The sequence below is a fragment of the Amycolatopsis sp. cmx-11-12 genome (assembly GCF_046269425.1).
Taxonomy (GTDB): Bacteria; Actinomycetota; Actinomycetes; order Mycobacteriales; family Pseudonocardiaceae; genus Amycolatopsis.
This window is the reverse complement of record NZ_JADNQM010000019.1, coordinates 20,026-42,124: the sequence shown is the minus strand read 5'-3', so window position 1 is coordinate 42,124 and position 22,099 is coordinate 20,026. Positions and strand designations below refer to the sequence as shown.

Genomic DNA, 22,099 nt, shown 5'->3' with positions numbered 1-22,099 from the left:
GAGTGGGCCCGGAGAGACTCGAACTCTCACTGGCACGGACCTAAACCGTGTGCCTCTGCCAATTGGGCTACGGGCCCCAGTACCGCTCTCGAATCGTAGCGTGCGACACGTTCGGCGTTTCTCGGCGTGGCCGGTGCCGCCGGAGGGGGTGGCGTCCTCTAACGTGGGCGTCCTGCAAGTCCGTCGCGGCGAGGAGGACACGTGGCTCGCGATCCCGAGACCATCGAGCGTGAGATCGAGCAGGCCAGGAACGCGCTGGTCGCCACGCTCGACCAGCTGGGCACGAAGGCGAACCCCGCGAAGCTGGTGGATTCCGCGAAGACCGGTCTGCGCGCGAAGCTGGACGAGCCCAAGGTGAAGTACCCGCTCATCGGCGGGGCGGTGCTGATCGGCGTGCTGCTGATCCGCAAACTCCTGAAGTAGGTCTCAGGAGGTCTGGGCCGCCTTGGCGGGTGTCTTGGCGGGCTCAGCCTTCTCCTCGGGCGCCTTCGCTTCGTCGACGGCCTTCGGGAGTTCCTTGCCCTGGGGCACCGGCGGCTTGGCGTCGATCTTCTCTTTCGCCTTGCCGTTCGCCGGGGGAGGAACCTCGAGAGGTTCGATCTCCGGGAGCGTCAGTCGCGCCGTCATGTAGGCGGCGGTGAACTCGAGCGCACTGCCGTTGAGCAGGTGCACCACGGTCGACCGCTCCGGCGGGGACAGTTTCTCGACCAGTTGGTCGGCCCTGTCCCGTGCCGCGATGATTCCCGGCGCGCGACCGGACAGTTCCTTGCCGGAGCCGCTGACCGTGACCTTCCAGTCGTCGTCCTCTTGGACGTACGACGCGGTGATCGGTTCGGTCATCCGCCTCACCCCTCTCCTCGCGAGCATGCGTCACTCTGTGGACTGAGACACGCCGCCGCCATGACGCCACTTTTGAGTGGTGGCGCCCCCTCCTGGCGGAGGCCGTGAAGGTCCATCAGAGTTTCTACAGTGTCATCGATACAGTAGGACAACTCTGTGTCACAAGACACTGGCGGCAATGTGCTCTGCGTGACGACCGAATGGCCTAATGCACGCGCATCTTCACGGTCGCTTCAGCGGGCCCTCGCGGACAGGCCTGACCAGAGGACGTCCATCGCGTATTCGGTGGCCATTTCGGGGCTGACGTCCTCGTGTCGCTCGCACCAGATCGCGAGCCGTTCGCACGCGCCGACGACGAACTCCGCGGACGCCTCGGCGCGGAGGTCGTCGCCCGAATCGAAGTAGCCGCTCATCAGCGCGGCGATCAGGTCGGTCTGCTGGCGCCGGGTCTGCTCGATCTCGTCGGCGGCCGGTGTGCCGATGAGGGCCATTTCGTGCCGGAGCAGTGACCAGGCCTGCCGCCGTTCCCGGATGAAGACGAAGAAGGCGAGCAGTCCTCGCCGCAAGGCCTCCTCGGCGGTGGTGGCGCCGACGGTCGCCCGTTCGGTGGCCTCGCGCAGGGCCGCCCGCGACTGCTGGATGCAGGCCAGCAGCAGCCCCTCTTTCGAGTTGAAGTACTCGTAGAGCATCGGCTTCGAGACGCCCACGCGTTCGGCGATCTCGTCCATCGACGCCGCGCCGTAGCCGCGTTCGGAGAAGACCTCCTCGGCGATTTCGATCATCTGCCGCATCCGCTCCGCGCGGGGCACGCGTTTGCGCTTCGCCGTCGTCACCGCAACACTCTACCGAAGGTAACCTACTTCAAGTAAGGTGAACTCCCGGTAACAGGTAATGCGAACGAGAGGCCGGGGTCATGGGCAACCGCACCGAGACCGGTGTCGTCATCGTCGGGACCGGCTTCTCCGGTCTGGGCATGGCCATCCAGCTGCGGAAAGAGGGCCGCGAAGACTTCGTCATCCTGGAGAAGGCCGACGACGTGGGCGGCACCTGGCGGGACAACACCTACCCCGGCTGCGCCTGTGACATCCCCTCGCATATGTACTCGTTCTCGTTCGAGCAGAACCCCGACTGGTCCCGGGCGTACTCGCCGCAGCCGGAGATCTGGCGCTACATGCGCGACGTCGCCGCGAAGTACGACCTCCACCGCTTCATCCGCTTCGGCCAGGAGATGACCGGCGCCCGCTGGGACACCGACGAGAACCGCTGGCACGTGGCTTCGAAGTCGGGCGAGGAGTTCGTCGCGCCCGCGCTGGTCGCCGGGGTCGGCGCGCTGCACCTGCCGCAGATCCCGGAGCTGCGGGGCATCGAGAACTTCAAGGGCCGGGCGTTCCACTCCGCGCAGTGGGAGCATGACTACGACCTCGCCGGCAAGCGGGTCGCCGTGGTCGGCACCGGCGCGAGCGCGATCCAGTTCGTCCCACGGATCGCGGAGGAGGTCGCCGAGCTGACGCTCTTCCAGCGGACGCCGCCGTGGATCATGCCGAAGCCGGACCGCGAGATGCCGCCCGCGCTCAAGAAGGCGTTCGGGTCGGTACCCCTGCTGCAACGCGCCTTCCGCAATATCCTCTACTGGGGTCTCGAAGCCCGCGCGATCGGCTTCAACGGGCAGCCGTGGGTGATGAAGATCGGCCAGCGCATCGCGAAGCGCAACATCTTCAAGAGCGTCAAGGACCCGGAACTGCGCCGGAAGCTGACGCCGGACTACACCATGGGCTGCAAGCGGGTCCTGGTCTCCAACGACTACTACCCGGCACTCGCGCGGGACAACGTCGACGTCGTCACCACCGGGGTCACCGAGGTGCGCGAGCACAGCGTCGTCGACGGCGCCGGGGTGGAGCACGAGGTCGACGCGATCATCTACGGCACCGGGTTCCACGTCACCGACGCCTTCGACGACCTGGAGATCATCGGCCGGGACGGGCGCAACCTCGGCAAGGAGTGGTCGGCCGAGGGGATGCGGACCTACCAGGGCATCACCGTGTCCGGCTTCCCGAACCTGTTCTTCCTGCTCGGCCCGAACACCGGGCTGGGGCACAACTCCGTGGTGTTCATGATCGAGGCGCAGATCTCCTACGTCGCGCAGGCATTGCGGCTCGCGCGCGGCAAGGCGCTCGACCCGCGCCCGGAGGCGCAGGACCGGTTCAACGCTGAGATCCAGCGCAAACTCGCCAAGGGCATCTGGACACAGGGCGGCTGCAAGAGCTGGTACCTGGACGCAAAGGGCGTCAACCGGACGATCTGGCCGGGCTTCACCTGGCGGTACTGGCTGGACACGCGCAAGGTCCGCCGCGAGGACTACGAACTCCTCGGCTGAAGAGAAAAGGAGGGTCCGTGAAAGCCAAGATGGGGGGCATGGCCTTCACGGACCCGGGGGATGCCGCGCTCATGAGGGGTTGAGCCGGCGAAGCCTTCCGATGAGATCGACGGTGGGGATGCCGCACAGTTCGGCCATCCGTTCCAGCGCCGCGAAGTCGAGGTTGACCTCGGCGCTCCCCGCGTCGCCCGATCGCGTGAGCCGGTCGTCCGCCCACCGTCGCAGGGGGAACAGTTCTTCCTGGTCGTCCTTGACCACCAGGCGCAGGTCGACCCGGACGCGGCCCGGTTCGTCGACGAACACCCGGCGATGCACCTTGGCCAGCAGATCCTGTGGCAGCTCGTCCATCGCGACGCACAGTTCGACCAGCCGCACCACGGAACAATGCCGGGTGCCCAGCTCGTAGGTGGCCAGCGTCTGGAGCGAGATCTCGCTCTGGAGATGCTGGTTCAGTTCCTTGCGTGTCCAGCCACGTTTGCGGCGGAGCTTGCGGAGCTCGTCTCCGAGAATCCGCTGGTAGCTCTCAGCGTCGATCAGCACTCCCCATCCCCTGCCTTGCCAACCTTCTCCACCGCTCACCCCATGTGACTAAAACCGGGACGAGCGCCCTCACGTGTATGAAAGTCGGCAGGTGGCCCGCTCTTACGCGGTTTCGGGGGTGCTTTTCATACTGATTTTGGCTTGTTGGGCCAAATGGGTGAAGGGATGCTTGTCCCCGCGGTGCGGCGTGGCCGTGTCGCGAAAGCCACTTTCGGGACGTCTGACGTCGCGAAAGTGGCTTTCGCGACACGTGCCGGAGGAGGTGCTGTGCCGAGGTGGCGCGGTGGCAGGGGCGTCAGTTGACGCAGGGCACGCCTTCGGCGGTGATCGGCTTCTCGCCGGACTGCTCGGGCGGCGGGGCCGCGGCCGACGAACCGGCGGCGTTCTGCGAGGAACCGGAGCCCTCGGCGCCGCTCGGCGACTTGAAGTCCGAGCCGAGGAAGACCATCACGCGCCCGGCTTCGACGCTCTTGTCCTCCTGGACGGTCGGATTGCCGCCGAGTTCGTCGGCGACCGCCTGGCCCGCCGCCTTCTGGCCCTTGGCGACCCAGACCACCGTCTTCTTGCGCGCGCTGGCGGTCGCCGTGTCGCCCGCGGTGAAGCCCTTGTCGACGAGCTGCTTCAGCACCGTCGAGGCCAGGCCGTCCCGGGTCGTGGAGTTGCGGACGTCGACCGTGGTCGCCTTGTTGGGCGACTCGGCGGACGACGGCGGCTGCTCGCCAGCCTGCGGACCCGCGAGCCCCTGCACGAAGTTCTTGACCTGCTTCGGGTCGACCTGGATGGCGACGCCGTCGTTCGGGGTCTTGTACTCGATGTTGACGATCGGGATCGTCCGGAACTCGAGCTGGCCGCCGGTCAGGCTCTTCATCTGCTGCGCGAAGCCGAAGATGTCCCAGTTCTGGTTGAGCACGACCGACTTCTTGATGGCCGCGATCAGGTCGTTGAGCTTGCCGGGGTTCGCGAGCGTGCCCGCCGAGAGCACCTTGCGCGCCATCCCGGCCATGAACACCTGCTGGCGGACGACCCGGTCGAGGTCGCCGCGCGGCAGCCCGTGCCGCTGCCGGACGAAGCCGAGCGCCTCGACACCGGAGATGGTGTGCGGGCCCTTGGTGAACTTCGCGCCGGAGAACTGGTCGTTGACGTCGTCGTTGAGGCAGACGTCGACGCCGCCGATGGCCTGGGTGATCTCGCTGAAGCCGAGCAGGTTGATGGCGGCGTAGTTGTCGATGGTCGAGCCGGTCAGCTGCTCGACCGTTTTGATCAGCGTCTTCGCCCCGGCCTCGTTGGCCTTCTGGTCGAGTTCCTTCGGGTCGGAGACGCCGTTCTCCTGCTGCTTCTTGCGCTCTTCGAGCATCGCGCGGGCATAGGCGGAGTTGATCTTGTGCTTGCCGAAGCCGCCGGGAATGTCGACGTAGGAGTCGCGGGGCAGGGAGATCGCGACGGCCTTGGAGCCGTCGTTCGGGATGTGCACGAAGATCAGCGAGTCGGTGTTCAGTTCGCCGTCGGCCTGTCCCGCGCGCAGCTGGGCGAGGACTTCCTTCGACAGCGGGTTGCCCTGCGCGTCCGTGCGGCTGTCGAGGCCGACGAGCAGGATGTCGCGGGCGCCGTCGGCGGGTTTGTCGCCCTCGTCGGCGCCGATGCCGACGTTCGCGAACGTCAGGCCGTCCATCGCCGCCCACGCGTAGCCGGTCAGGCCCATCACCAGGAGCGAGACGAGGCCCAGCGCGACCTTGGCGCCGCGGAACGACCGCCGCGGGGCGCGCCGGGGCGGCGGGCCCGCGGGTGCGCGGGCGGGGGCAGGCCTGGCTCCACGCGGCGGGGCCGGGCGGGAAGGAACGCGTCCGGGCGCGTCCTGCCTAGGCCGGGCGGGACGTCGATCCCCATGCCCATTCCGAGGCGGGTACTCCACGCGGTCTGCTCCTTCTCTTCGTCACCGGTTCGACGGTCTCTTCAAGGGACGCATGGTGCCTGTTGCGGGTTGTCGCAGGATTACACATCCCCCCGAAGATGTGGCACGCACCACCGGTTCTCGCTCGATTGTACGGAGAACGCCTGGTCAGCGCTGTGCGGCTCAGGGCAGGACGCGGCGGGCCGCGCGGGCCGGGACCAGCGTGGCGGCCGCCGCGAGCATCGCGACGACGATCGTCGCGACGGGCAGCGCGACGGAGGCGGCGCTCACCTGCTTGCCGTCGAGAGCGCCCATCAGCGGCGGCGCGCACGCGACCGCACACACCAGCCAGGTGCCGGTCATCCGGCTGGTGCCGTTCCGCACGGTGTGCAGCAGGTACACCCCGAGTAGCAGGTTGACCAGGCTCTGGACCGGCCCGAGCCGGAGCCCGAGGAGGTCCGCGTCGGCCGAGGCGCCGCCGAAGCGGGTCAGCGCGAAGCCGAACACGCCGAGCATCGCGTACGCCATCCCGACCGTCGCCGCGGCACGGCAGAACACCGCGGCACGCAGGCCCGGTTCGTCGACCGCCCGCTGCTGAGGCCCCGAATGACGCTCGAACCACCAGAAGACGAGCGCCGCGGGGACGGCCAGCAGCGCGAGCGCGAGCAGGACCCTCGGCCTGGCCAGCCAGCTGAGCCCGTCCACGAACGGCCCCGGCAGGTAGACGACCGCCACGAGCAGCAGCATCGCCGACAGGAAGCCGAGGTAGAGGCTCATCGGGGCACGGAGGACGACGCGAGCGGTGGCAGTGACCACGGGACGTTCGCCGAGCCTGGCGAGAGGCCGGGCGAGCAGGCCGAGGAGCGCGAGCTGGACCAGGCCGAGCAGGAGCACTCCCCACGGCGGGCCCGACAGCGCGGCCGGGGCGCCGGGACCGCCGAGCAGCATCGGCCCCTCACCGCGGACGGCGACCGCGAGGCCCAGCCCCGCGGCGCCGGTGAACGCCGTCATCAGGAGCGCGGCACGCGGCAGGCGGACACCGTCGGCGTGGGCGAACGCCAGTTGCTGGACGAACAGGGCGAGGAACAACGTCTCCGCGTAGCGCGGGATGGCCGAGCCCGACCACTGCGCCGCCGCCTCGCTCGCCAAGGTCAAGGCCAGCAGTCCGGCGACCGACGCGGTCCGCGTCCGGCGGTACAGCATCAGCAGCGCCGGCGCGAGCACGACGGCGAGCAGGAAGACGCCGAGCAGCCAGAGCGGATGCAGCGCGATCCGCATGACGGTGGCGTTCGTGCCGGTCGGGATGCCCAGCACCTCCAGCGCGAGCGGGACGACCAGCGCGACGACGGCGAAGATCAGCGCCGGGCGCAGGAGCGGGCTCGCGCGGTCGGCGAGGTACTGCGGATAGCGGCCGCCGGTCGCGCGGATCGACCGCCAGCCCGCCTCGTTGATCCGGCCCACCGCGAAGAAGATCAGCGGGCAGAGCTGGGCGAGCCAGGTGAACGGCCACAGTGACCGCTCCGGCGCCCCCGCCCAGTGCGCGAGCGCGACGGCGGATTCGCCGAGCAGCATCAGCACGACACCGGCGACACCGAGCAGCGCCCATCGGCCGACCGGGAGCACCGGCCGCGGCTCGCGGCCGACGGTGACGGCGGTCCGGCGGGTGCGGACCCAGCCGCGGAGGCGGAACACCAGCAGCGCGCCGACCACCAGCACCCCGACGATCATCGGGCCGAGCGGGTCGCCGACCGGCGGACCCCAGCGCTGGTGCCAGGAGTTGAGCACGAGACCGGCGGTGTAGAGGGAGGCGACGACCTCGCAGGTGCCGCGCGAGTCCATCGGATTGATGACGCAGGCGTGGTGCATGTCGGCGGAGAGCCGGTCGTCGAGCGCGGACCTGGCCTCCTGGCCGAGCGGGTGCCCCTTGCGTTCGGCGTAGCGGAGGATGTCGTAACCGAGGTCGTGAGCCTTGCAGGGGACGGCGTAATCCCATTTGGTGTTGTCGTCGCCCCAGGGCGCCGAGCAACCACCGTCGGTGTGGACGGCGCGTACGGTGCCGTCCCGCGCGGTCATCACGCCAGGGGTGATCCCGCTGACCGCGGTGAAGTCGGCGGGCAGTTCCGCGATGACGTTCTCGACCGGGCCCGGCCGCACCAGCGCGTCGACCGCGTTCTGGGCGGCGAGGAGGTCACCCGCCGGTGGTCCCTGGTCCGGCGGCGAGGCGGGCCGCGACGCGATCAGGCCGAACCCGAACACCAGTACCGTGACCAGCAGTAACCAGCCCGAGGTCGACCATGGCCGCCGGATCCGGGGAGGCTTCCGGTCGGCTTCGGCTGTCGCTGGCATGCCGTTCAGGGTGCCATCCGCCGATCGGGACCGACATCCGGATAACCCCCGGGATCACCCACCAGGTGCCCTGATGGGCTCACCGCGTTCAGTCCTCTGGTTGCGTTTGCTTCAGGCTTCGGCAGCGGGTGGCGGAGGGGCGGGCCGGTCCACGTCCTGAGCGAACCGCACCTGGTTCCGGCCGTTCTCCTTCGCCACGTAGACGGCGGCGTCGGCGGCGTGCAGGAGTTCCTCCAGGGATTCACCGTGACGAGGGAACAGAGCCGCCCCGATCGAGGCGGTACGACCCGAGATGGTGACGCGACTGCCCCGTTTGTCGGTAGTCACTATATGCAGTTCCGCGATAGCGCTGCGCACTCGATCGGCGGCGAGTTTCGCCGAAGTTTCGTCGATATCCGGCAGAAGTACGAGGAATTCCTCGCCACCGAACCGGCCGATGACGTCGGCGGGCCGGGTGACCTCGTCCAATTTCTGTGCCACATCGCGCAGGACGTCGTCGCCCGCGGGGTGTCCATATGTGTCGTTAATCCACTTGAAGTGGTCGAGATCAATCATCAGAAGTGCCAGGTTGTCGTCCGATCGGGCAGTCCTTCCGAGTGCCCGATCGGCCGACTCCGACCATCCGCGCATGTTGAGAACACCGGTTTTCGGGTCCGTCCGCGCGTCGTTTTGCAGTTGGTCGATCTCGGCGAGACGATTGAACACCACCGTCACCACGGCCATCACGATCACCATCGGTGGCATGATCAACAGCAGCACCGCGGTGACCGCGCCGAGGCCGATCGTGATGGCCTCCAGCAGGTTGTCCGCGGTATTGCCGAGTACGGTCGACATCGACGGCCGCTTCGGTGAGCCGATCGCCAGGATGCCGCCGATGTAGGCGATCTGTACCGCCTCGAAGACAAGTCCGGTGATGATCAGGACGCCGAATTCGCCGAGCGTGCCCCAACCCGAAATCCGTCCCCATTCATGCGGGCCGAACGCGGCGAAGGTGAGCGACGCCAAAGTCACCGAAACGCCGTGGGTGACCGACGAGAACACGAAGTTGTGCGCGGGACGCCGGGCGATGAACCAATGCTGGATCCGGACGAGCGCGATGATGGAAAGCGTCAGCGAAAGCGGCAGGATGACCGCGGCCGGAAATGTCCAGACAGCGGTAAGGTCGATGAGAACGGTGCGGCTGCGATCACGTCGTCTTTCTTCTTGCCGCTGGGTGAACTGAATATGCGCCGTGGCGCCGACGGCGAGAATCGCGAAACGAACCCAGTCGATTCTTTCGGGGGTCGTGGAATTCATTGTCGCGACGACCATGATCGCGATTCCGATCGCCTCCATGGCGAACAGGAACGCGATGAAACGCTTCGGCCGCTGCCACAGCGCCCACGCCCTGGGATCGTAGGGATGGCGTTGCGGCGGTTCGGCCTGGTCACCTTCCGGGCTTGATCGCCCGCGTTCGGTCACCGGTACGCCGCTCTCGGCGGCGGCCGCCGCCGCTCGCTCGTCAAGGTCGCCGGTGCCGTCGCCGTGCTGGCGGCGGTCGCCGGACTCGGCTGGCAATTGCTACCTCTTTTCCGCGCGGACGGCACGGCTGAGTAATCTCACCGGTACCGACTGAGACACCGTTCGTATTCCACGGCCGGTATCATCCCATCGCATCAGTTGTTCGACACCGGCGAGGGTGCCCCCGAACATGGACCGGAGGTGGCAATCGTGTCCCGTGATTTCTGATCTTGGCAGCTGAATGTTTTTCGAGACGCGACGAGGAAGGGGTGACGGATAGTGTCCAGCCGTGACTTCTGAGCCCGGGCAAGGTATTAGTTCGCAGCAACGAGGTGGCCGGGAGGTGTGTGACCGTGTCGAGCCGTGACTTCTGATCGAGAGTCGTTTCTTTTTACTCCGGCGTTGAAGGTCGGGTTGAAGGTCGGAGCGTCGAAGCAGTGTCCCGTCGTCGAGATTTCCGAGTACGAACCCGCCGGGCGGCCGTGCCGCCCCAGGGGTCGTCCAGTGTGGATTCGTCATGACAGCAGCGGTTCCGGACTGGATCCGTTGATTTGTCTCCAGCTGAGCGCGACCAGAACGGCCAGCAGCAGGCCGACCACGCCTGCCAGCGCGATGGCCGAGGTCGCGGCCCCGAGCCGATCGGCGGCGAGTCCGCCGAGTCCCGCCCCTATTCCTTGAGCGACCCGCAACCCCGTGCGATACACCCCACCCGCACCACCACGTAGCTCGTTCGGGACCCAGGTGATGAACGTGGCGCTCACCGTGATCAGGTACGCCCCCGCGGCACCCGCCGCCGCCAGCAGGAGCAACGCCGGAATCAGCCCCGGCTTGAGCACGAAGGCGATCAGGGCGACCATCGGCAGTGCCGCCAGCACACCCAGCAGTTTCCGCCGTTGTTCCGCGGAGACGAACCGGGACAGCAGGAACGCGCCGATGACGAACCCCAGCGGATCGGCGGCCAGCAGCCAGCCGACGGCCTGTTTCCCGACACCCATTTCCGCGGCGAGCGGCGCGGCGAGCGCCTCGGGGATCACGGCGAGGCCGACCAGCCACGAGAGCCAGACCAGCACCCGCAGATGACGGTTGCCGAACACCTGCTTCACCGCGCCGAACCAGCTTCCGCTGCCGTCGGACGCCGCCGCCCGCCGGGAGACGGCGAAGCGGACCACGGCCGCGCTCAGCAGGAACGTCGCCGCGTCCAGCGCCAGCGCCCAGCTCGCCCCGACCTGTGACACCAGCAGACCCCCGCCTGCCAAGCCGAGCAGCATGGCGGTGTTGGTCGAGATACCGCGGATGTCCTGGCTCTTGAGATAGAGGTCGTCGTCGGTGAACACCTCGCGCGTCAGCGCGTTCTGTGCCGCGTTGCCGGGTGCGTTCGCGAGCCGCGCCAGCACCACCAGCCCGCACAGCAGGGCGAGCGGGGTGCCGGGGATCGCCATGATCGCGATCAGCACCGCCTGGATCAGCGACGCGATGACGAGGACGGTGCGCCTCGGGTAGCGGTCGGCCAGCTGGGAGAGGCCGAGACCGCCGGCCAGGGCGGGCAGGAAGGTCAGGGAGTAGACCACCGCCGAGAGCAGCGCGGAGCCGGTGCGTTCGTAGACGAGGATCGCCAGCGCGACGATGGTGAGCTGGTCCCCGATCAGGGACTGCACCTCGGCGAGCCAGAGCGCGCGGAACTCGCGGTTCGCCAGGGCGGCGGTCATCCGCGGCGCCTCGTTCGTCTTCACTGCGTGACCACCTCCCCCCGATCGGGTGAACTTAGCTCTCCCGCATTCTTGCCTGCCCTGTTACGAGGCCGTCGAGGGAGTCACAGTTCATGACCCGCCGTTCAACGTTCAGTATGCCTCTGGCTACAGGGAGACGAACAGAAGACGGGCCGATCCTTCGCCTGTTAGGCCGATCGAGCTACACCGTCTGACCGGTGGGTGACGCCGGTCTGACTCGTCCGCGGGTATCTGCGCGCCTATCGCCCCGCATTCGCTCGGCGCAGCCCGCCCGCCGTTCGCCGCCGGTGCCGTTTCGACTGGGCCGAATGGGCCAACACTTAAGGGAGACCGGTCTGGAGGTGGAGGCCGGCCGGGCAAAAGGGGTGAAGGCGATGAACGGTTTGCTCGACGACAAAGCCGTCGTCGTGACCGGGGCGGGGCGGGGGCTCGGCGAGGCGTTCGCGGTGCATGTGGCGAGGGCGGGTGGGGCCGTCGTGGTCAACGACATCGACGCCGCGCTGGCCGAGCGGGTGGCGGAGAACATCCGCCGGTTCGGCGGACGGGCGGTCGCCAGCGGGCACAGTGTCGCGGATCCGAAGCAGGCGCAGGAGATCGTCGACCTCTGCCTCGCCGAGTTCGGCGCGATCGACGGGCTGGTCAACAACGCGGGACTGAACTACGAGGCGCTGCCGTGGGAGGACGACGTCGAGCAGGCCAGGGAACTGGTCGAGGTGAACGTCCTCGGCGTCATGTACACCGGGCTCGCCGCGATCAAGGCGATGATCGCGCGCGGCACACCGGGCTCGATCGTCAACATCTCGTCCGGTGCGTCGCTCGGGCAACGCAAACTCGGGGTGTACGCCGCCAGCAAGGGCGCCGTCGCTTCGCTGACCTACTCCTGGGCGCTCGACCTGGAGGAGAGCGGGATCCGGGTGAACGCGGTCTGCCCGCTCGCGCATACCCGGATGGTATGGAAGTCCGAACGGTCTCTGCGAGCCTGCCCGCCGGACCGGACGCCGTCGCGGATCGCGCCCGTCGTGCTCTTCCTGCTCGGTGCCGGATCCGACGGGATCACCGGGCAGATGATCCGCTGCAACGGGCCGCAACTGCACATCATGGGGCAGCCGTACCTGAAACAGCCCATCCTCGAGCGGCCGGTGTGGGACACGGAGACCGTGCAGCGCGCCTTCGACGAGGTCTTCAGCGCGCACCTGGAGAACTACGGTCTCGAAAAGCGTGTCCCGCCGCGGCTGCGCAAGTGGACGGAGTCGACCCGGACCGCTTAGCCGAGCTGAAGGGGACTTTCGCCGCATGCCATGCGACGAAAGCGCCCTTCACCGCGTGAGACGCGGGGAAAGTCCCCTTCAGCCTCAGCCGACGACGAACGGCAGCTTCGCGGCCAGGTCGCCCAATTCGGCCTTCTCCTCGTCGGTCGGCTCGCGGCGGCCGGTGCCGACCAGCAGCGCGTCCGCGTCGGAGAACGACGCCGGGAACTTCTCCCCGGTGCGCTGCTCCAGGATCTGCCGCGTCTTCGCGAGGCTGTCCGCCGCCGGGCCCTTGAGGTGCGGCAGGTGCGCGACGAGGTCGAGGTGGTGCAGCGTCCACTCCAGGACGTACGCGGACAGGAAATCGCCCGCGCTGAGCACGACGTCGCGGGTGGCGACCCGCATCCCCGGGTCGGCGAGGTCGGCGGCCCGGCCCGCGGCGGAACCGACGTCGTCGAGATGGAACTTGAGGAGCCGGGGTTCCTGGTACGCGGCGGCGAGACGCACGATCAGTGCGTCGAGGTCGTCTTCACCGGTGGGTGGCTTGTCGGAGAGCTCCCAGTAGGTGACCGCGTTGCGCGTCGGCTCCGTTTCGGCGGGGGTGGCGAGGGTGATCAGGACGTCCTGGGCGTCGATCACCAGATGGCAGACCAGGTCCTGTACCAGCCAGCCGGCGCAGCCGGACGGTTTGGCGAAGTCTTCGTCGGGGGTTTCGGCGACGGCGGCGAGGAGCGCCGCCCAAGAGCGGGAGAAGAGATCCACGGCGGCAAGTTAGCAGCGGCGGCGCCCTGGTGGCGACCCTTTTCCGGAACCGGTTCAGTGAGTGGTCCGGTGTCGGCGCCCTGGTCGCCGGAAGTACATGAAGGCCCCCTTGCTTGCGGCTAGGTACAGGAAGGGGGCCTTCATGTACTTCCGGAGGGGAGCAAGGGACCTTTAGTGTCGGCAGCTTTCCTGGCAGCGCTAGTGATCTCGTCTGGTGGGGAGGTCCGTGAAGGACTCCTTGAGGGACGCTGGGTCCTCAAGGAGTCCTTCACGGACCTCCGGCTGTCCCACTACCAACCAGCGCGACCTCGGTCAGGAACCAGCGGCGGGAGCGGGAGCGGCCGCCACGTAGAGATCCGCGATCGCGGGCGCGTACCGGTCGTTGATGATCCGCCGCTTCAGTTTCAGCGTCGGGGTCACCTCGCCGCTTTCCGGCGTCCACGCCTTCGGGATCACGTGGTACCGCTTGATCTGCTCGATCCGCGCCAGCCGCGCGTTCGCGGCCTCGACGGCCTTCTCGATCTCCGCGCGCACCTGCGCGTTGTCGGCGAGCGATTCGCCTTCGGTGAGCTGGATGCCGTTCGCGGTGGCCCAGCCGGGGGCGATCTCGTCGTCGACGACGATCAGCGCGGTGACGTAGGGCCGCTTCTCGCCGATCGCGACGGCCTGGCCGATCAGCGGATGCTCCTTGAGCAGGCCCTCGATCTTCGTCGGGGCGATGTTCTTGCCGCTCGAGGTGATGATCAGTTCCTTCTTGCGGTCGGTGATCGTGACGAAGCCGCGTTCGTCGATCGTCCCGATGTCGCCGGTGGCGAGCCAGCCGTCGGCGTCGACGTCCGGTTTGATCGAGCCGTCTTCCTGGAGGTAGCCGAGGAAGACGATCGCGCCGCGGACGAGGAGCTCGCCGTCCTCGGCGACCTTCACCTCGATGCCTTCCAGCGGCTTCCCGACCGAGCCCGCCTTGAACGCCGACGGCGTGTTGGACGTGACGGCGCCGGTGGTTTCGGACAGGCCCCAGACCTCCTGGATTTCGACGCCGAGCCCGGCGATGAAGTACAGGATCTCCACCGGCAGCGCGGCGGCACCGCTGGAGGCGACCTCGACCTGGTCCAGGCCCAGCATGGCCCGCACCGGCGCGAGCGCGGCCGCGTCGGTCTGCGCGATCTTCTCCGCCAGTTCCGGCGGGACCTCCTTGCCGTCGCTGCGCAGTTTGTAGCCCTGTTGCAGCAGTTCGTTAGCGCCGATCAGCCCGTTCCGCTTCTCCTCCGGCAGCGAACCGAGCAGGTTCTTCAGGCCAGCGACCATCTTTTCCCATACCCGCGGGACACCGAAGAAGCTCTTCGGGTGCACCTGGCCCAGCGCGCCGACGACGCCGGTCGGGTCGCCGACGGTGTGCACGTGCCCGGCCCACACGATCGGCATGTAGATCGACAGTTCGCGTTCGGCGATGTGCGCGAGCGGCAGGTACGCGATGTTCGTGGCGTGCATCGGCGACTCGTGCAGCTTCTGGACGGCGGCGGCCTGGTAGATCGCGTTGCGGTGGGACAGCACGACGCCCTTGGGGTCGCCCGTGGTGCCGGAGGTGTAGATCATCGACAGCGGGTCGTCCTGGCCGATCGCGGACCACGCCGTCTCGAACGCCTCCGGATCGGCGGCGTGTGCTTCCGCGCCCGCCGCTCGCAGGTCGGCGAACGACAGGAAACGCTTGTCGTCCGGGGGAATCACGGACGCGTCGAGCAGGACGATGTGCCGCAGCGCGGGCAGGTCGTCGAGAACCTGGGACCAGCGGCCGAGTTCGTCGGAACCGGCGAGCACGACGACGCCGGCGGCGCTGTGCCGGGCGACGAACCCGATCTGCTCCGGGCTGAGCGTCGCGTACGCGGTGCACGGGATCGCGCCGAGATGGGCCGCGGCGAGGTCGGCGATCAGGTGTTCGGGACTGCTCGGCGCCATGATCAGCATCCGGTCGCGGGAACCGAGCCCGAGTCCGGCGAGCCCGCGCGACACCTCCGCGATGGCGGTGCGGAATTCACGCCAGTTCAGGGTCGGCTTGCCCTCGATGTCGAGTGACGTCACCGCGGGCAGTTCACCGAACTCCTGGGCGTTGCGGTGAAGCAGGGCGGGGATGGTCTGGCCTTCGATCTGCTCGGCGACGGTCGGCTGGGTGGTCAACGCTGGCCTCCTCGATGCTGCCTGATCACGCACACTGTAAGTGCAATAGTCAGCGGTGGATAGAGAATCGCGGCCACGGTTGCGCTACGCGAAATGTCCACCTTTTCCGTTTTCATCGCGTCAGTCGTGGACTTCCGGGGCACTCTCACCGACGATGACCACTGTGACTGACCTGGTAGCCGAAGCCGCCGCGCTGGACGCGGCCGATCCGTTGGCGCACAAGCGAAACGAGTTCGATCTCGACCCCGGGATCGCCTATTTCGACGGCAACTCGCTGGGCGCGCCGCCGAAGCACGTGGCCGACAGGGTCGCCGCGGTCGTCCGCGAGGAATGGGGCGGGCGGCTCATCCGGTCCTGGTCGGAGGGCTGGTGGGAGGCGCCGGTGCGGGTCGGCGAGCGGATCGCGCCGCTCGTGGGGGCGGCGCCGGGACAGGTCGTCGTCGCGGATTCGACCAGCGTGAACCTGTTCAAGGCGCTGGTCGCCGCGACCAGGCTCAACCCCGGCCGCGACGAGATCCTCGTCGACGCGGACACGTTCCCGACCGACGGCTACCTCGCCGACGAGGCCGCCCGGCTGACCGGGCGCACGGTCCGCCGGGTCGTCGCCGAGGACATGCCGGACGAGGTGAGTGAACGGACGGCCGTCGCGCTGATCAACCACGTCGACTACGTCACCGGACGCGTCCACGACCTGGCCGCGCTGACGGAGGCGTTGCACCGCAAGGGGACACTGGCGCTGTGGGACCTCTGCCACAGTGTCGGCGCGCTCCCGGTCGAACTGGACGCGACGGGGGTGGACCTCGCCGTCGGCTGCACCTACAAATTCCTGAACGGCGGCCCTGGTGCGCCCGCTTTCCTTTACGTGGCAACGAAATGGCTGGACCGGTTCGAGCAGCCGCTGGCGGGCTGGGCAGGTGATCGCGACCCGTTCGCGATGCGTGGCGCGTACGAGGCGCACGCCGGGATCGCGCGTGGCCGCGCGGGCACTCCCGACATCCTTTCGCTGCTCGCGCTGGACGCGGCTCTCGACGTCTGGGACGGCGTGGATCGCGGGCTGCTGCGGGAAAAGGGCCTCGCGCTCGGCGAGTTCTTCTTCCGGTGCGCGGACGAACTCCTCGACGGCGCGAGGATCCCGACCCCGCGCGGCGACGACCGCGGGCACCAGATCTCGATCGCCGACGACGACGCGGCCAAGACGATGGCGGCCTTGATCGAACGCGGGGTGATCGGGGACTACCGGCCGCCCAACATGCTGCGGTTCGGCTTGGCGCCGCTCTACACCACCTGCGGCGAGGTGCTTCGCGCTGTCACAACGCTTCAGGAACTCCGGAGCTGAGTATGGAGCGGGCGGCGTGGGCGAGGCTCTCGCGCACCTCATCGGCGTCTTCGAGATAGCCGCCGACCATGGCGCCGTCGCGCAGCAGGGTCAACTCCCGCGCAGCGGCCCCGGGGTCGGGGTGCCCCGTCGCGCCGACGATCTCCGCGATCGAGTCGCGGAACCACGTCCGGTGTTCGCGGACGACCTTCCGCACGGGGTGTTCCGGATCCGGGTACTCGGCGGCCGCGTTGGATCTCCTCGCCGATGCCGAGGACGAGAGTTTCGAGTATTTTCGAAGGCTCGGGTTTCTTTTCCGCCGTCGCGGCGACGAGCCCGCGGATCCGGTCGTGCTCGGCTTCGAGGTACGCGTGGACGAGGGCCTCCTTGCCGGGGAAGTGCCGGTAGAAGGTCGCCCGGCTGACCTCGGCCGCGACGATGACGTCGTCCACCGGCACGGAGTGGATCCCCTGCGTGGAGAAGATCTTCGCCGCCGTCTCCAGGAGGCGGTCCCTTGCCGCGGAGCGGCGGGTGGTCGGTCGTAAAGCCCTTTCATGACACGCACGCGAATGGTGAAGCTCATTCGGGAATCGGTGGCAAAAAGGTGATCACCTCGCCCCGGCGGGGGAGACGAGGCGATCTTCGGCGAATCCGCTGTTAGTCTCGATATTCGCTCTCGCCGCGACTGTGACGTAGATCCTTCCCCTGTGGCGTAAGGAAAACCCGCGTCGCTCGTCTCAGCGGCGAGGCGCGGGCCACGGCGCCTGGAGAAGGAGGGATCATGTCGCTCACCTATGCCGCCGTCGCCGTGTTCGGTGCCGCTTCCGGTTTCCTGCTCAACGAATTCGGCTCGCGTTATCCGGTCGAGACGGCGCTCGTCGTGATTCTGGCCTGCGGGGTGGCGACCTTGTGCTGGGCGGGCGTCCGGATGCTCCGCGACGCGTCCAGCAGGGTCGACGCGCTCCTCGAGGACGAGCTCGGCCGTACCGGCGAAGATCATTTCGCCGATTCGCGGGCAATGGGCGCCGGTAATTCTCGATTCCGTGGCTCGAACGGCCTTACTGCCGCCTTCCTTCGAGGTGAAGTCGTTCGCAAACCGAACGGTATGTGAGGCCCTCCTCCGAAAGCGTGAGCGAGGTCACGGCGCGTAGTTTTCGTGGACTTTTTCGCCGGGACACGAGTGTCGCCGGCTGTTACTTGATCGAGTCCGATGAGCGTCGATCAAGCCGCTGCCTGCGGTAAACCGCCAGGTGATCTACTGGCGGGTCACTTGGCGGGGCGTCCCTGTCCACGTGGTGGACTTTCGAGGTCCGGTGGCCCTTCGTCAGCTGGTCACAGCTATATGTGACTACCCTTCGCGTCCGGACTTGACTCACCCGTTTGGGTCTCCTAGCGTCTTCGCGGGCGGAGCGGACCACGCTGTGTTGATCCGGCTATCGGATCCCGCGGGTATGAGATCCCCGGCGACCCGACACCAATAACTGCCGGAAGGAAAACGGACCACGGTGAAGCAGAATTCCCTTCGACGAGGCCGCGGATCTTCGATTCGTTCGCGCGTTCTGACGATCGCGCTCATTCCCAGCATCGCGCTGATGCTCGTCGGTCTCGCGATCGGCGGGTACCTGATCTCCGACGCGGTCAACGGCCGCGACTACGCGCAACGGATCCGGGGCTCGGAAGCGCCAACGGTCCCGTTCTTCGGGCAGATCCAGGAGGAGCGCCGGCTGACGCTGCGCGAGCTCGCGGGCGACCGTTCGCAGCACGCCGCGCTCGTGGAGCAGCGCGCCAAGACCGACGCCGCCACCCAGGGCGTCGTCAGCTATCTCCAGACCTTGGTCGGCAACTCGCCCGACAGCGTGCAGCGCAACATCGCCACGGTGAGCGGGCTCTTCCAGAAGATGCCGCAGATCCGGCAGTCGGCCGACTCCGGTCAGTTGCCGCTACTCGACGCCTTCACCTACTACAACCAGATCGTCGACCAGTTCGTCGAAGGTCTCACCGGTTTCGCCCAGGACGCGCCGAACGCGGAGAACGCCTACCAGCGCATCACCGCGGTGCCGCTGTTCACCGCGATCGACCAGTTGCAGCGGTCGAACTCCCTCGCCGCCGCGGCCGTGGCGGGCGGCGGCTTCACCGACGAGACCTACCGCGCGTACGTCACCCAGGTCGGTTCGTACCGGTCACTGCTCGAGTCGTCCGTGACGCGGATGTCCCCGGGCGTCAAGGCGAAGTTCGACCAGCTCGTCGCGAGCGATCCGTGGAAGGCCGTCAACACGGTCGAGAACACCTTCCTGCAGAACAGCAAGGCCACGCTCCCGGTGCCCGAGCAGCTCTGGCTCCAGTCGGCCCGAGGGGTCGGAGACGCGATGATGCGCGGCTTCGTCGAGCAGAGTGGTGCCGCCACGACACAGGCCATCGACGACGCCGACCGGACGCTGATCACCTCGGCCATCGCGGCGGCCATCGCGCTGCTCGTGGCCATCGGCGTGTTCGTCATCGCCCTCCGGCTGTCCAACCGGCTCATCGGCAGGCTGGCCCGGCTGCGCGAGGACACCCTCGACGTCGCCGAGATCCGGCTGCCCGAACTGGTGGACCGGGTCCGTGCCGGCGAGCCCGTCGACCTCGACGACAAGGGGCACTTCCTCGACCACGGCGACGACGAGATCGGCCAGGTCGCCGAGGCCTTCAACAAGGCGCAGCAGACCGCCATCGCGGCCGCCGTCGAAGAGGCGAGGACCCGTGAGGGCACCAAGACGGTGTTCCTCAACATCGCGCACCGCAGCCAGGTCATCGTGCATCGCCAGCTCAAGGTGCTCGAGCAGGCCGAGCGCAAGCAGGAGGACCCGGAGCAGCTGGAGACGCTGTTCCAGCTGGACCACCTCTCCACCCGCGCCCGCCGCAACGCGGAGAACCTGATCATCCTCGGTGGCGGCCAGCCAGGCCGTCAGTGGCGCAAGCCGGTCACGCTGGCCGAGCTGACCCGTGGTGCCTCGGCCGAGACCGAGGACTTCGCCAGGGTGAAGACGGCGAAGATGCCCGCGATCGCGGTGCAGGGCCCGGTCGTCGGCGACCTGGTGCACCTGCTCGCGGAGCTGATCGACAACGCGACCTCGTTCTCCCCGCCGCAGTCGCGCGTCGAGCTGCGCGGCAACGTGGTCGGCAAGGGCGTCGTGATCGAGGTCGAGGACCAGGGCCTCGGGATCGAGCCGGAGCAGGCAGCCGAGCTGAACGCGATGTTGGCCGATCCGCCGGACTTCGGCATCATGGCGTTGTCAGCCGAGCCACGGCTGGGCCTGTTCGTGGTCGCCCGGCTCGCCGCGCGGCACGGGATCTCCGTGCACCTGCGCGAGTCCGCGTACGGCGGCACCAGGGCCATCGTGCTCGTCCGCACCGACCTGCTCGCGCCGGTCCCGTCTGATCAGCCGGAGGACGAGGTGGACCCCGAGAGCACCGAGGTGCCGGACGCCGCACCGCTGCTCCCGGGCCGTCGCGCCCGCCACCGCACCGAGTTCCCCGCGGAGCGGCCGGAACTCCCGGTGCCGATGCCGGTGGCGCCCCAGGAACAGCCGCAGCAGAGCGCGGAACAGTCCGGCGCCGCGTTGCCGCCGCTGCCCCCGCGCCGTCCGCGAGTGCCCCGGCCCGAGACGCCCCGGCCCGAGCCGATCCGCCCGGAGCCCGCGCGTGCCGAGGCCCGGCCGCAGCCCGCGCAGCCGCCGGCGTGGCCACCGGCCGCCGATTCCCGACCGCAGGACAGCCGTCCGCCGCAGACCCGGCGACCCGGCCCCGAGGCGCCCGGCAGGCCACCGCTGCCGCAGCGCCGCCGTCAGACGAACCTGGTCCCCCAGCTGATGGAGGACAAGCCCGCCGCCCAGCGCGAGGAGGTCCGCGAGGACACCCCCGAGCTGGCAAGGAACCGCCTCGCGGCGTTCCAGCAGGGCACGCGTCGCGGCCGGGACACCGAACCCACCGACGACTACACCGACCTCGACATGTACGGAGATCGTGACTAGATGGCCAACGCGGGAGTCAGTGAACTCGACTGGTTGCTGGACGACCTGGTCAAGCGGGTCAGCGGTGCCGACCGGGCGGTAGTCCTGTCGGCCGACGGTCTGCTCATCGGAAAGTCCGGCAACCTGTCCGAGCAGGACGGCGAACACCTGTCCGCGGTGGCGTCGGCGTTCCAGAGCCTCGCGCGGGGCACGGGACGGCACTTCGGCGGCGGCAACGTCCGCCAGACCATGGTGGAGATGGACCACGCCTTCCTGTTCGTCACCGCGGCGGGCCGCGGCGCGTGCCTCGCGCTGCTGGCCAAGGAAGACGCGGACATGGGTCTCGTGGCCTACGAGATGAACCTGATGGTCAAGCGGGTCGGCGCGGTGCTCACTTCGGCGCCCCGCGCCGCGACTCCCCTGTCGCCATGAGCGGGCGGCACGAGTCGTGGTTCGAGGACGAGGCCGGTCCGCTGGTCCGGTCGTACGCGGTCACGGGCGGGCGCACCCGCTCGGACACGATCGGCCTTGACCTGATCACCCTGGTGGTCGCCATGCGCACCGCGCACGAGGTCGCCGGCTTCGAGCCGGAGTACGGGCGGATCCTCAACCTGTGCCAGAGACCGACCTCCGTCGCGGAGGTCGCCGCGCGTATCGATCTGCCGCTGCCGGTGGTGAAGGTGCTGTTGAGCGACCTCATCGAACAGAACCTCGTGCTGTTCCGCACCGCGACACCGGTCACCGACACCCCCAACAAACACGTACTCCAGGCGGTTCTTGATGGCATCCGGAAACTCTGAGCCCCGGCGATCCTTGACCGCGAACGCGGTCAAGGTCCTCATCGCCGGCGGGTTCGGGGTCGGTAAGACCACGATGGTCGGTTCGGTCAGCGAGGTTCCCCCGCTGCGCACCGAGGAGGTCATCACCGCGGCGTCCGAGGGCGTCGACGACCTCACCGGTGTCGAGAAGAAGACGACCACCACGGTCGCCCTCGACTTCGGCCGGATCACCATCAACCCCGAGCTGATCCTGTACCTGTTCGGTACACCGGGACAGGACCGGTTCTGGTTCATGTGGGACGAACTGGCCGAAGGCGCGCTCGGCGCCGTCGTGCTGGCCGACACCCGACGGCTCGACAGCTGTTTCGCGGCCGTCGACTTCTTCGAGCGCCGCGGACTGCCGTTCGTCGTCGCCGTGAACTGCTTCGACAACGCGTACCGCTATGGCACCGAGGAGGTCCGGCAGGCGCTCGACGTCAGCATGGACGTCCCGCTGCTGCTGTGCGACGCGCGGGAACGCGATTCGACGAAGCAGGTGCTGACCGTGCTGATGGAGCACGTGCTCGCGCTGTCCGACCTGGCGGCAGGGCTGCCGCAGGGCCGCTGACGCCTCGCCTCCC

Annotated in this window: 19 protein-coding genes and 1 tRNA gene; 9 read left to right on the top strand and 11 right to left on the bottom strand. The window is 68.4% G+C overall.

Going from position 1 to position 22,099, the window contains the following annotated elements:
• Positions 1–3: 3 nt before the first annotated feature.
• Positions 4–77: transfer RNA gene (locus tag ACLARN_RS24645), tRNA-Leu, on the bottom strand.
• 124 nt (positions 78–201) lie between these two features.
• On the opposite strand from ACLARN_RS24645, the gene ACLARN_RS24640 reads away from it, so the two are divergent.
• Positions 202–423, top strand: coding sequence for a DUF3618 domain-containing protein (locus ACLARN_RS24640; protein ID WP_005165704.1), 222 nt, complete (start codon positions 202–204; stop codon positions 421–423).
• 3 nt (positions 424–426) lie between these two features.
• Here the strand turns inward: ACLARN_RS24640 and ACLARN_RS24635 are convergent, their stop codons facing one another.
• Together ACLARN_RS24635 and ACLARN_RS24630 are read right to left on the bottom strand one after the other, a co-directional pair.
• Positions 427–840, bottom strand: coding sequence for a hypothetical protein (locus ACLARN_RS24635; protein ID WP_409493824.1), 414 nt, complete (start codon positions 838–840; stop codon positions 427–429).
• A 233-nt stretch (positions 841–1,073) separates the two neighbouring features.
• Entirely contained in the window at positions 1,074–1,631 is a 558-nt protein-coding gene (locus tag ACLARN_RS24630) for a TetR/AcrR family transcriptional regulator (RefSeq protein ID WP_409493936.1), read from the bottom strand.
• Between the two features lie 122 nt (positions 1,632–1,753).
• Between ACLARN_RS24630 and ACLARN_RS24625 the strand changes: the two genes are divergently transcribed.
• Positions 1,754–3,214, top strand: a complete 1,461-nt coding sequence (locus ACLARN_RS24625) for a flavin-containing monooxygenase (protein ID WP_409493823.1) — start codon at positions 1,754–1,756, stop codon at positions 3,212–3,214.
• A gap of 69 nt (positions 3,215–3,283) precedes the next feature.
• On the opposite strand, the gene ACLARN_RS24620 is transcribed toward ACLARN_RS24625, so the two are convergent.
• The 5 genes from ACLARN_RS24620 to ACLARN_RS24600 all read right to left on the bottom strand — a co-directional run bounded on the left by ACLARN_RS24620 (position 3,284) and on the right by ACLARN_RS24600 (position 11,218).
• Positions 3,284–3,754 carry a helix-turn-helix transcriptional regulator gene (locus ACLARN_RS24620; RefSeq protein ID WP_409493822.1) on the bottom strand — a complete coding sequence of 157 codons (471 nt, stop codon included), beginning with the start codon at positions 3,752–3,754 and terminating at the stop codon, positions 3,284–3,286.
• A gap of 295 nt (positions 3,755–4,049) precedes the next feature.
• The gene (locus ACLARN_RS24615; RefSeq protein WP_409493935.1) at positions 4,050–5,453 is read right to left on the bottom strand and encodes an LCP family protein; all 1,404 of its coding nucleotides are present in this window, start codon (positions 5,451–5,453) and stop codon (positions 4,050–4,052) included.
• A gap of 372 nt (positions 5,454–5,825) precedes the next feature.
• Complete coding sequence (locus ACLARN_RS24610; RefSeq protein WP_409493821.1) at positions 5,826–7,988, bottom strand: phospholipase A2; 2,163 nt, start codon at positions 7,986–7,988, stop codon at positions 5,826–5,828.
• Between the two features lie 111 nt (positions 7,989–8,099).
• On the bottom strand, positions 8,100–9,545 hold the full coding sequence (locus ACLARN_RS24605) for a GGDEF domain-containing protein (RefSeq protein WP_409493820.1): 1,446 nt from the start codon (positions 9,543–9,545) through the stop codon (positions 8,100–8,102).
• A gap of 458 nt (positions 9,546–10,003) precedes the next feature.
• Entirely contained in the window at positions 10,004–11,218 is a 1,215-nt protein-coding gene (locus tag ACLARN_RS24600; RefSeq protein WP_409493819.1) for an MFS transporter, read from the bottom strand.
• A gap of 371 nt (positions 11,219–11,589) precedes the next feature.
• Here ACLARN_RS24600 and ACLARN_RS24595 point away from each other — a divergent pair, with 371 nt between their 5' ends.
• A complete protein-coding gene (locus tag ACLARN_RS24595) occupies positions 11,590–12,483 on the top strand; it encodes an SDR family NAD(P)-dependent oxidoreductase (RefSeq protein WP_409493818.1) in 894 nt (297 codons plus the stop codon).
• 84 nt (positions 12,484–12,567) lie between these two features.
• Here ACLARN_RS24595 and ACLARN_RS24590 read toward each other — a convergent pair whose 3' ends face one another.
• Positions 12,568–13,224: a maleylpyruvate isomerase N-terminal domain-containing protein gene (locus tag ACLARN_RS24590; protein ID WP_409493817.1), complete on the bottom strand. Its 657-nt coding sequence runs from the start codon at positions 13,222–13,224 to the stop codon at positions 12,568–12,570.
• A 312-nt stretch (positions 13,225–13,536) separates the two neighbouring features.
• A complete protein-coding gene (locus ACLARN_RS24585) occupies positions 13,537–15,396 on the bottom strand; it encodes an AMP-dependent synthetase/ligase (protein ID WP_409493816.1) in 1,860 nt (619 codons plus the stop codon).
• Positions 15,397–15,550: 154 nt separating this feature from the next.
• Between ACLARN_RS24585 and ACLARN_RS24580 the strand changes: the two genes are divergently transcribed.
• Positions 15,551–16,732 (top strand): kynureninase, encoded by a 1,182-nt coding sequence (locus ACLARN_RS24580; protein WP_409493815.1) that lies wholly within the window; start codon positions 15,551–15,553, stop codon positions 16,730–16,732.
• Here ACLARN_RS24580 and ACLARN_RS24575 read toward each other — a convergent pair.
• Entirely contained in the window at positions 16,704–16,928 is a 225-nt protein-coding gene (locus ACLARN_RS24575) for a hypothetical protein (RefSeq protein WP_409493944.1), read from the bottom strand. The genes ACLARN_RS24580 and ACLARN_RS24575 overlap by 29 nt on opposite strands.
• A 564-nt stretch (positions 16,929–17,492) precedes the next feature.
• On the opposite strand from ACLARN_RS24575, the gene ACLARN_RS24570 reads away from it, so the two are divergent.
• From ACLARN_RS24570 to ACLARN_RS24550, 5 genes are all read left to right on the top strand, one after another.
• Positions 17,493–17,822, top strand: a complete 330-nt coding sequence (locus ACLARN_RS24570) for a hypothetical protein (protein WP_409493814.1) — start codon at positions 17,493–17,495, stop codon at positions 17,820–17,822.
• Positions 17,823–18,216: 394 nt separating this feature from the next.
• Positions 18,217–20,721 (top strand): nitrate- and nitrite sensing domain-containing protein, encoded by a 2,505-nt coding sequence (locus tag ACLARN_RS24565; RefSeq protein WP_409493813.1) that lies wholly within the window; start codon positions 18,217–18,219, stop codon positions 20,719–20,721.
• The gene (locus ACLARN_RS24560) at positions 20,722–21,132 is read left to right on the top strand and encodes a roadblock/LC7 domain-containing protein (RefSeq protein ID WP_076162557.1); all 411 of its coding nucleotides are present in this window, start codon (positions 20,722–20,724) and stop codon (positions 21,130–21,132) included.
• Complete coding sequence (locus tag ACLARN_RS24555; protein ID WP_037306798.1) at positions 21,129–21,500, top strand: DUF742 domain-containing protein; 372 nt, start codon at positions 21,129–21,131, stop codon at positions 21,498–21,500. The genes ACLARN_RS24560 and ACLARN_RS24555 overlap by 4 nt, the downstream gene beginning before the upstream one ends.
• Positions 21,481–22,086: a GTP-binding protein gene (locus ACLARN_RS24550; RefSeq protein WP_101610140.1), complete on the top strand. Its 606-nt coding sequence runs from the start codon at positions 21,481–21,483 to the stop codon at positions 22,084–22,086. The genes ACLARN_RS24555 and ACLARN_RS24550 overlap by 20 nt, the downstream gene beginning before the upstream one ends.
• Positions 22,087–22,099 lie beyond the last annotated feature (13 nt).

What these genes read in the sequence shown, in the direction of transcription:
- ACLARN_RS24635 (WP_409493824.1), bottom strand. Translation starts at nt 840, where the DNA reads ATGACCGAACCGATCACCGCGTCGTACGTCCAAGAGGACGACGACTGG.
- ACLARN_RS24630 (WP_409493936.1), bottom strand. Translation starts at nt 1,631, where the DNA reads ATGCGGCAGATGATCGAAATCGCCGAGGAGGTCTTCTCCGAACGCGGC.
- ACLARN_RS24625 (WP_409493823.1), top strand. Translation starts at nt 1,754, where the DNA reads ATGGGCAACCGCACCGAGACCGGTGTCGTCATCGTCGGGACCGGCTTC.
- ACLARN_RS24615 (WP_409493935.1), bottom strand. Translation starts at nt 5,453, where the DNA reads ATGGGCCTGACCGGCTACGCGTGGGCGGCGATGGACGGCCTGACGTTC.
- ACLARN_RS24610 (WP_409493821.1), bottom strand. Translation starts at nt 7,988, where the DNA reads ATGCCAGCGACAGCCGAAGCCGACCGGAAGCCTCCCCGGATCCGGCGG.
- ACLARN_RS24595 (WP_409493818.1), top strand. Translation starts at nt 11,590, where the DNA reads ATGAACGGTTTGCTCGACGACAAAGCCGTCGTCGTGACCGGGGCGGGG.
- ACLARN_RS24580 (WP_409493815.1), top strand. Translation starts at nt 15,551, where the DNA reads ATGACCACTGTGACTGACCTGGTAGCCGAAGCCGCCGCGCTGGACGCG.
- ACLARN_RS24570 (WP_409493814.1), top strand. Translation starts at nt 17,493, where the DNA reads ATGTCGCTCACCTATGCCGCCGTCGCCGTGTTCGGTGCCGCTTCCGGT.
- ACLARN_RS24560 (WP_076162557.1), top strand. Translation starts at nt 20,722, where the DNA reads ATGGCCAACGCGGGAGTCAGTGAACTCGACTGGTTGCTGGACGACCTG.
- ACLARN_RS24555 (WP_037306798.1), top strand. Translation starts at nt 21,129, where the DNA reads ATGAGCGGGCGGCACGAGTCGTGGTTCGAGGACGAGGCCGGTCCGCTG.
- ACLARN_RS24550 (WP_101610140.1), top strand. Translation starts at nt 21,481, where the DNA reads ATGGCATCCGGAAACTCTGAGCCCCGGCGATCCTTGACCGCGAACGCG.